The sequence below is a fragment of the Pseudoalteromonas sp. SR45-5 genome, assembly GCF_014163565.1.
GTDB classification, from domain to species: Bacteria; Pseudomonadota; Gammaproteobacteria; order Enterobacterales; family Alteromonadaceae; genus Pseudoalteromonas; species Pseudoalteromonas distincta.
In genome coordinates, this window is the sequence record NZ_JACJDN010000110.1 from 1 (window position 1) to 8471 (window position 8471).

Below are 8471 nucleotides of genomic sequence, written 5' to 3' on the forward strand. Positions count from 1 at the left end.
CAGTAGGCTTTATTGCATACCAGCAGTGGAAGCTTAATGTTGATAAAGAGAAGCGTGAAAGTAACTCAAATAAATTGCATATTTATATAGTTGTAAAAAGGTTTTTGCGTAGTGTTGATATAAATCATGTGGTCGATGATAAGTTGTACGACGAGCTTCAAGAGGCACTTGCCCTAGCTGATTTCTATTTTGACGGTATTGTTACCGATTGGTTATTTCAAGTAGACTCTGATGCATCAGCTTGGCTAAACTTAATGCGAATTAATTCATTACCTGATATGCAAGAATCAAACCCCGAGTTTACTCGTAATCTAAGGGAAATTGAGGAGCTAATTGATAATCTTCAAAAGTTTCATTGTGAGTTATTTGATGTATTTAAAGGTAGTATGATGTACTTAAAAACTAGTAAGTAGTTAATAAGGCTTGTTTCTTTTTCACCGTTTGCTAAACACTGCTTGATGACTCAAGGAGTAAAAGCTATCACTTGTCTTTTTAACAACCGATAGCTAACCGCTAAAAACTACCTTACTCTTCTATCGCACTTACAATAAAATACGGATTTAAGTATTCATCTTTGGTGTTATAAATAAGCGGGCTGCCATCAAGCTTAGTGACTTTTGCACCGGCTATTTCGGCGATGGCGTGGCCTGCGCCTGTATCCCATTCGCAAGTTGGACCTAAGCGCGGGTAAATATCGGCGCTGCCCTCAGCGACTAAACACAGTTTTAGTGAGCTGCCTTTAGACACCATTTCAACCTCATCAAAGCGTTTCACAAACTCGGCTAAATCGGGTGATGGGTGCGAGCGGCTGCCTACAACTCGAATTAACCCTTTGTTAGGTTTGGTAGTTACCTTAAGCTCAATTCGCTCATCGCCTTTATCTTTAAATGCGCCAATGGCTTCGGCGGCTAAGTACGATACGCCAAGGGCAGGTGCATCTACTACGGCTAAAATAGGAATGCCGTTTTTAATTAGGGCGATGTTTACGGTAAATTCACCGTTCTTTTTAATAAATTCTTTAGTGCCGTCGATTGGGTCAACTAACCAGTAGCTTTTCCACGTTTGGCGTACATCCCAGCTTATGTCGGCGTTTTCTTCACTAAGTATTGGAATATCAGGTGTGAGCTGTTGAAGTCCTGCCACAATCAGTTTATGAGCTGCTAAATCGGCGTCGGTTACGGGGCTTTCATCGGCTTTGTACTCAACGTTAAAATCCTTTTCGTAAATTCCCATTATCGCTTGGCCTGCTTTGCGGGCAAGGATGAGCGTTTCTTCTAGCAGTTCGGTTTGATTCATGGGGTTAACCTATATTATGTGCTTTTGTTTTAGATACGTTATCAGTTGTGTAACCGATTGGTCTAGGGTGTTTTTACTTGTATCTAAAATTATTTCTGGATTGTTTGGCACTTCGTAGCTTGAATCGATACCAGTGAAGTGTTTTATCTCTCCAGCGCGGGCTTTTTTGTATAAGCCTTTTGGATCGCGGCTTTCGCATACATCCAGTGGGGTATCGATAAATACTTCAATAAATTCGCCTTCGTCTACTAAACTGCGCACCATATCGCGCTCCGCTCTAAAAGGCGATATAAACGCAGTAAGTACTAACAAGCCAGCGTCGGTCATTAGTTTAGCGGTTTCGCCTACGCGGCGTATGTTTTCAATGCGGTCTTCGTCGCTAAAGCCTAGATCTTTACACAAACCGTGGCGTACGTTGTCGCCATCGAGCAGGTAAGTGTGCGTACCTTGCTGATTAAGCGCCGCTTCTAGTGCGTTTGCTACGGTGCTTTTGCCAGAGCCTGAAAAGCCGGTAAACCATAAAATAGCGGGCTTATGTTTTTTTTGCTCACTACGCTGTGCTTTTGTCGTTGCGTAGTTATGCCAAACTATATTTTCATCCATAGTGAGAGTCTCTTATGCTGTGAGCGCAGGTACTAAAACGGAAATACCAGCGGGATCAGGGTTAATACCGTGATTGAATAAATAATAGAAAGGGGTAAGCCCATCACTATGTAATCTTTTAAGCGATAGTTACCCGCGCTATAAACCATTAGGTTAGTTTGATACCCAAATGGCGATATAAAGCTGGCTGATGCGCCAAAGGCAACCGCCATAATAAACGGTAGTGGGTCGACATTAAAACCAACCGCGAGCGAGTAAGCAACAGGGAACGACAAGGCAGCAGCTGCGTTGTTAGTTATAAGCTCGGTAAATAATACGGTCATTAAAAATATAGCTATAAACGCGCCGTACGGGCCAAAATCCCCAAGTACCATAAACATGGCGTCGGATATTTGCCCGGCAAGTCCGGTGCCTATCATTAATTTAGCAAGGCCAATGGCGCTGCCTACTACCACTAATAACTCGATAGGAAAACGGCGTTTTACTTCGTTAAGTTTTATGGTGCCACTGAGCATTAAGCCAATCAGTAATACTAATAAGCCTTTAACCAGCGGCACTATGCCAATAATGCTTAAACCCAGTATTGCGGCAAAGCTTAGTAGCACAATGTTTGATTGTTTAGGCGCAAGGTGGGCTTGTAAGTCAAACCCTGAAATATACACAAATTCGCGCTTTAAATTAGGCAAAGTGTAAAAGTTTTTGCCTGGTGCGAGTATAAGTGAGTCGCCAGCTTGTAATTGCACTTGCCCAAGGCCGCCTTGTAAGCGGTCATGTCCACGGCGAATGGCAATAACGGCTGCATGAAACTGCTCTCTAAAGCGGGCTTCTTTTACGGTTTTACCAATAAATTTTGAAGATTGACTTACGACTACTTCTACTAAGTGTTCTATGTCTTTTTGGTGATTTTCGTGCACTACTTTTAAACCGTCAAAACGGGTAAGTAATGGCACCGATTTTATGTCACCTACAAACAGCAGCACGTCGTCTTTTTGAATAATTTGCTGCGGAGTGACTGCGCAAATGCGGCTCTCGTCGCGAATAATTTCAGCAAGGAATAAGTCTTTTAAATCACGCAGGCCGTTTTCTTCTACGGTTTGGCCTATTAATTTTGAGCTTACTTGTACTTTACCTTCTAGGTAAAAAGGCACGACTTCTTGGTCGCTTTTACCGTTGTCGGGTAAGTATTTAAGCATTACTAAAATGGTAATTAGGCCTACGCTTAGCGCGCCTAAACCCACTAAGGTAAAGTCAAAAAAGCCCAGCGGTTCCATTCCCGCATCTACTGCAAAGCCATTAACGATTAAGTTGGTTGATGTACCAATAAGCGTAATGGTGCCGCCCAAAATAGCAGTGTACGACAGCGGTAATAATAGCTTTGAAGGGGAGTGATTAGGATTGTCTTTTATCGCGGTAATAAGCGATGCAACAACGGCAGTATTGTTAGTAAACGACGATAAAAAGGCGGTTGATAACCCTAATTTTGTTACCGATTTTACTAAACTACCTTTAGATAGCGATTGCGCTAACTTTTGAATTAGGGTGGTTTTTTCTATTGCGGTCGACACTAAAACCAATAGTACTAAGGTGATAAGCGACGGGTTAGCGTAGTTAACTAACATACTTTCAAGATCGATTAGCCCTGCTAAGTAGCTGGTGCCAATAGCGCTTACAAATAACCATGCTGGATTAATACGGGTGCCAAAAAGGCACCCGACTAAGGTAAGCATAATGCCTGTTAAAACGAGCTGTTCTACCATGCTTTTAAATTCCTAACAGGCTAAAGTTAACTTATAACTTAGAAATATCAAGCGCTTGCCAATGCGGGAAGTGCTTGCGTACTAAGCTGTTAAATTCAACTTCAAATTCGCTAAAGTTACTTTGCTTTGTTTGGCTTTGCAGTACTTGCTCAATCATACCGGCAGCAACCGTTAGGTTTGATAAGCGATCGATTAGGATAAACGAGCCTGTTTCGTGATTGCTGTGGTACTCGTCTGCCAAAATAGTTTCGGTTAGTTCAAGCGTTACAATCGCAATTTCGTTTAGCTGTAATGAGTCGCTAGTGCCGTGCTCAAGCGTGTTTACATCAATTGTGTAGTCAATATTTTTAACAATAGCTGAGGTGTTTTTGCTACCTAGTTTTAGGTTATAGCTTTTACCTAACACTAATGGCGATTCATGCATCCACACAATTTTAGCTTGCAGCTGGTTAGTAACAGCGGCCGTTGAATTTGCAGGTACGATTACATCCCCTCGGCTAATATCAATCTCGTTATTTAGGGTAACGGTAATTGCTTGGCCTGCTTCTGCGCTGTCTAGGTTGCCATCAAAGGTAACAATTTCTTTAATGCTTGATGTTTTACCCGACGGTAATACTTTTATAGCATCGCCTACATGCATCTTGCCCGATGTAAGTGTGCCCTGAAAACCACGGAAGTTTAAGTTAGGACGCACGACATATTGCACCGGTAGGCGCGCTTCAAAGCCTGTATCTGTTTCGGCTGCTGGCGAATCTTCTAGTAATTCTAGTAGCGGCTTGTCGGTGTAATACGGTGTATGTGCAGAGCGTGTTACTACGTTGTCGCCTTTAAGCGCCGACATAGGCACAAACTTAATGTTTGATACGTTAAGTTGCTCAGCAAATTTAAGGTAATCGGCCTTAATTTTTTCATACACGGTTTCGTCAAAATCAACGATATCCATTTTATTAACGGCAACAACAAACTGTTTAATGCCCAGCGAGTCACAAATAAAGCTATGGCGCTTAGTTTGTACTTGTACGCCGTAACGCGCATCAACCAAAATAATGGCGACATCGCTTGTTGATGCGCCCGTTACCATGTTGCGCGTGTATTGCTCGTGCCCAGGTGTGTCGGCAATAATAAATTTACGCTTAGCCGTTGAAAAGTAACGGTACGCTACGTCAATGGTAATACCTTGCTCACGCTCAGCTTGTAGGCCATCAACTAATAAAGCAAGGTCAAGATCTTCACCTGCATTACCTACTTTTTCGTTATCTTTATGAAGGGCTGCTAGCTGATCTTCATAAATTTGGTGGCTGTCGTGCAGTAGGCGGCCAATCAATGTTGATTTACCGTCATCTACGCTGCCACAAGTAAGCATGCGTAATAAGCTTTTGTCTTGTTGGCGTGCTAGGTAGGCGTCTATGCCTATTTCTTTTACTTCGTTAAATGTATCGTTATTTTGGCTAGACATTAAAAATACCCCTCACGTTTTTTCTTCTCCATTGAGCCGGCTGAGTCATGGTCAATAACACGACCTTCACGTTCAGATGACGTAGATAGCAGCATTTCTTCGATGATTTCGGTTAAAGTACTTGCTGTTGATTCAACTGCACCGGTAAGTGGGTAGCAGCCTAATGTACGAAAACGTACAGATTTCATTTGCGGTACTTCACCTTCATTAAGAGGCATACGCTCATCGTCAACCATAATCAAAGTACCGTCGCGCTCAACTACTGGGCGATCTTTGGCTAGGTACAATGGCACCATTTCGATGTTTTCTTGGTAAATGTATTGCCAAATATCAAGCTCAGTCCAGTTAGATAATGGGAAAACACGAATGCTCTCACCCGGATTAACTTGGCTGTTGTAGGTATTCCAAAGCTCTGGGCGTTGGTTTTTAGGGTCCCAACGGTGGTGTTTGTCGCGGAACGAATAAACACGCTCTTTTGCGCGTGACTTTTCTTCGTCGCGGCGTGCGCCACCAAATGCAGCATCAAAGCCGTATTTATCTAGCGCTTGTTTTAAGCCTTGGGTTTTCATTATGTCGGTATGTTTACCCGAGCCATGCGTAAACGGGCCTACACCCATTTCAATGCCTTCTGGATTTTTGTGTACCAGTAGATCAAAGCCATATTCTTTAGCTATACGGTCGCGAAACTCGATCATTTCACGAAACTTCCAGTTGGTGTCTACGTGTAATAACGGAAACGGAATTTTTGCAGGGTAAAATGCTTTACGCGCTAAGTGCAAAAGTACCGACGAATCTTTACCAATAGAGTAAAGCATTACTGGGTTCTCAAACTCAGCGGCGACTTCGCGCATGATTTTGATACTTTCAGCTTCAAGTTGCTGAAGGTGAGTTAAAGCCATTGTTAGTCGTCCTACTAAAATGATTAAAAGTTACAAATTTAAAATTCGGTTATGTATTTGATACATCTGTTAGCGGCTGTGCAAAGCTGCTTGTTTGCTCGTTCTTCCCAAACCACGCTAGTTGCGAGTGCAGGGCGGCTACTTCACCAATAATGAGTAGCGCAGGCGATATAATGCTGTTGCGTTCAATTAAGTCGGCAAGTTCGCCTAATTGGCCTGTTACTACACGCTGATTTTTACGTGTACCGTTTTCGATAATGGCAACAGGGGTGTCGGCTTTGCGGCCATGTTTTAAAAGCTCGCCTTGTATGTGCGGCGATTTAATTACGCCCATGTAAATAGCCAGCGTTTGATTTGCTTTTGCCAGCGATTGCCAATCAAGTTCTTGACCGTCTTTTTTACAGTGGCCAGTTACAAATTGAATGGCTTGTGCATGGTCGCGATGCGTAAGCGGAATACCCGCGTAAGCACTACAACCTGCAGCGGCTGTAATACCTGGAACAATTTGATAATTTACGTTGTTAGCAGCCAGTACTTGTACTTCTTCGCCACCACGGCCATAAATAAACGGGTCACCACCTTTAATGCGGCACACTTTTTTGCCTTGTTTAGCAAGGTCGACCAGCATTTGGTTGGTATCTTCTTGAACAACACTATGATCGCCCAAACGTTTACCTACACAAATAAGGTCAGCATCGCGGCGCACTAGTTCCATAATTTCGTCAGAGACTAAAAAGTCATAAACGACGACGTCGGCTTGTTGCATAAGTTGCAGTGCTTTAAGTGTTAAAAGCTCTGGATCGCCAGGGCCTGCACCTACTACATATACTTCGCCTTCAGGTTCTGCTTTTGCATCTAGCATTTGCTCTAGTTGCTGCTGTGCGGCTTGGGTATCGCCGGTTTGTACTTTACTCACAACAGATGAGTCGAACACGCCTTCCCAAAATTGGCGGCGGTCTGAAAAATGCTTAAAGCGTTTTTTTACTTTGTCTCTAAAGCCACCGACAAGTGTTGCAAGTGGGCCAATATGATGTGGAATAAGAGTTTCGAGCTTTTCGCGTAAGCGACGTGCAAGTACGGGCGCTGTGCCAGCACTTGATATAGCAATCGTAATTGGGTCACGGTCAACAATGGATGGAAATATAAACGTACATTTAGGTTGGTCATCAACCACGTTTACAAACACATTGCGGGCATTGGCAAGTTCAAATACGTTGTTGTTTACTTCATCGCGGTCGGTTGCTGCAATAACAAGCATTTTGCCATCAAGGTGCGATTCATCAAAATAAGCATCAATAAGCGTTACTTCATTATTATGTGCATGCTCTTTTATTTCGTCGCAAAACCAAGGTGCTACTAAAGTAACGCTTGCTCTCGCTTTTAAAAACGCGCGACATTTGCGTAATGCGACCTCTCCACCGCCAACAACCAATACTGGTTTGTTGTCGAGTTTGGTAAAGATAGGTAAATACTGCACGTTAATAAGACCCCTAAACAAATTCAAATATAAGAAAACGCTTTATTCTGATAAGCAGAATATAGTGGCTATCAATAAGTAAAAAATAATTAAAACCAAGTTGATATAACCAAAAGTTATAATAGGTGGGCTTTTTAGGCCTAAGAGCTAGTTAACAAGGGATTGCGCGGAGTTACAAGTAAAATAACCAGCTTATAGTGTTTGGTTATGAGCTATAGCGAGTTTAGTTTAATTTGTTAATATGGAGGCATATCAAATTTTGTACTTATACCATTTGCATTAAATTAGTGATCTATTATAGCGACGAGAAAATAGCTCAATAACAAGGCTAAAATTATGATACATAGTTGTTCTATATAAATAGTTTTTAACCTAGTTAGTGCGTTATTTAATACGCTAAAATGATCATGTTTTTAATAAAATTGGTATTACATAAGCAACGGAGCTCTAATGACACAACACCAAAAAGATGCCGCATTAGCAGTCGCACTGATGGATTTAACAAGCTTAAACACCAGCGATACCACCAAAAGCATTCAAGCACTTGTTGATAGCATAAATCCTACCTTAGGTACGCCTGCCGCAGTATGTGTTTATAGCGATTTTGTTGATGATGCAAAAATAGCACTCGCAGCGCGTGAGCTTAACCATGTTAAAGTCGCAACAGTCACTAACTTTCCAACGGGTGATGCACCACTGAGTGATGTAATTAACGAAACACTTATTTCAATAGAGCGCGGCGCTGACGAAATTGATTTGGTTATTCCTTATAAAAAGTTAATCGCGGGCGATGCTCAAACTGTACTTAATTATGTAAGCGAAAGTAAAAAAGCGTGTGGGTCGCGCGCGCAACTTAAAGTAATAATAGAAAGCGGCGAGCTAAAAACTGACGCGCTTATTACTCAAGCCACGAAACTTGCAATTGAAGGCGGTGCTGATTTTGTAAAAACCAGTACGGGTAAAGTGGCTGTAAATGCCACGCT

General features: G+C 42.3%; 8 protein-coding genes. 2 read left to right on the forward strand and 6 right to left on the reverse strand.

Features of this window, described 5'->3' with window-relative positions; genetic code table 11:
* Window positions 1-413, forward strand: a 413-nt coding sequence (locus tag H5072_RS06325) for a hypothetical protein (protein ID WP_182693031.1), incomplete at its 5' end; no start/stop codon positions are given.
* A 112-nt stretch (window positions 414-525) separates the two neighbouring features.
* Here the strand turns inward: H5072_RS06325 and cysQ are convergent.
* Genes cysQ through cysG form a run of 6 tightly spaced genes read right to left on the reverse strand, consistent with a single transcriptional unit; the run spans window position 526 to window position 7488 of the window.
* A complete protein-coding gene (cysQ, locus tag H5072_RS06330; protein ID WP_024589584.1) occupies window positions 526-1296 on the reverse strand; it encodes a 3'(2'),5'-bisphosphate nucleotidase CysQ in 771 nt (256 codons plus the stop codon).
* A 9-nt stretch (window positions 1297-1305) separates the two neighbouring features.
* Window positions 1306-1899 (reverse strand): adenylyl-sulfate kinase, encoded by a 594-nt coding sequence (gene cysC, locus H5072_RS06335; RefSeq protein WP_007378439.1) that lies wholly within the window; start codon window positions 1897-1899, stop codon window positions 1306-1308.
* Between the two features lie 32 nt (window positions 1900-1931).
* Entirely contained in the window at window positions 1932-3656 is a 1725-nt protein-coding gene (locus tag H5072_RS06340; protein ID WP_182693032.1) for an SLC13 family permease, read from the reverse strand.
* A gap of 31 nt (window positions 3657-3687) precedes the next feature.
* Window positions 3688-5112 carry a sulfate adenylyltransferase subunit CysN gene (cysN, locus tag H5072_RS06345; RefSeq protein ID WP_182693033.1) on the reverse strand — a complete coding sequence of 475 codons (1425 nt, stop codon included), beginning with the start codon at window positions 5110-5112 and terminating at the stop codon, window positions 3688-3690.
* Window positions 5112-6011, reverse strand: a complete 900-nt coding sequence (gene cysD, locus H5072_RS06350; RefSeq protein WP_002958873.1) for a sulfate adenylyltransferase subunit CysD — start codon at window positions 6009-6011, stop codon at window positions 5112-5114. Before cysD ends, cysN begins: the two co-directional genes overlap by 1 nt.
* 49 nt (window positions 6012-6060) lie before the next feature.
* Window positions 6061-7488 carry a siroheme synthase CysG gene (cysG, locus tag H5072_RS06355; RefSeq protein WP_182693034.1) on the reverse strand — a complete coding sequence of 476 codons (1428 nt, stop codon included), beginning with the start codon at window positions 7486-7488 and terminating at the stop codon, window positions 6061-6063.
* A 450-nt stretch (window positions 7489-7938) separates the two neighbouring features.
* Between cysG and deoC the strand changes: the two genes are divergently transcribed.
* The coding region (deoC, locus tag H5072_RS06360; RefSeq protein ID WP_182693035.1) for a deoxyribose-phosphate aldolase at window positions 7939-8471 on the forward strand (533 nt) is incomplete at its 3' end.

Bases quoted from the DNA above. Each gene is read 5' to 3' on its own strand.
- cysQ (WP_024589584.1), bottom strand. From the start codon at position 1,296: ATGAATCAAACCGAACTGCTAGAAGAAACGCTCATCCTTGCCCGCAAA.
- cysC (WP_007378439.1), bottom strand. From the start codon at position 1,899: ATGGATGAAAATATAGTTTGGCATAACTACGCAACGACAAAAGCACAG.
- H5072_RS06340 (WP_182693032.1), bottom strand. From the start codon at position 3,656: ATGGTAGAACAGCTCGTTTTAACAGGCATTATGCTTACCTTAGTCGGG.
- cysN (WP_182693033.1), bottom strand. From the start codon at position 5,112: ATGTCTAGCCAAAATAACGATACATTTAACGAAGTAAAAGAAATAGGC.
- cysD (WP_002958873.1), bottom strand. From the start codon at position 6,011: ATGGCTTTAACTCACCTTCAGCAACTTGAAGCTGAAAGTATCAAAATC.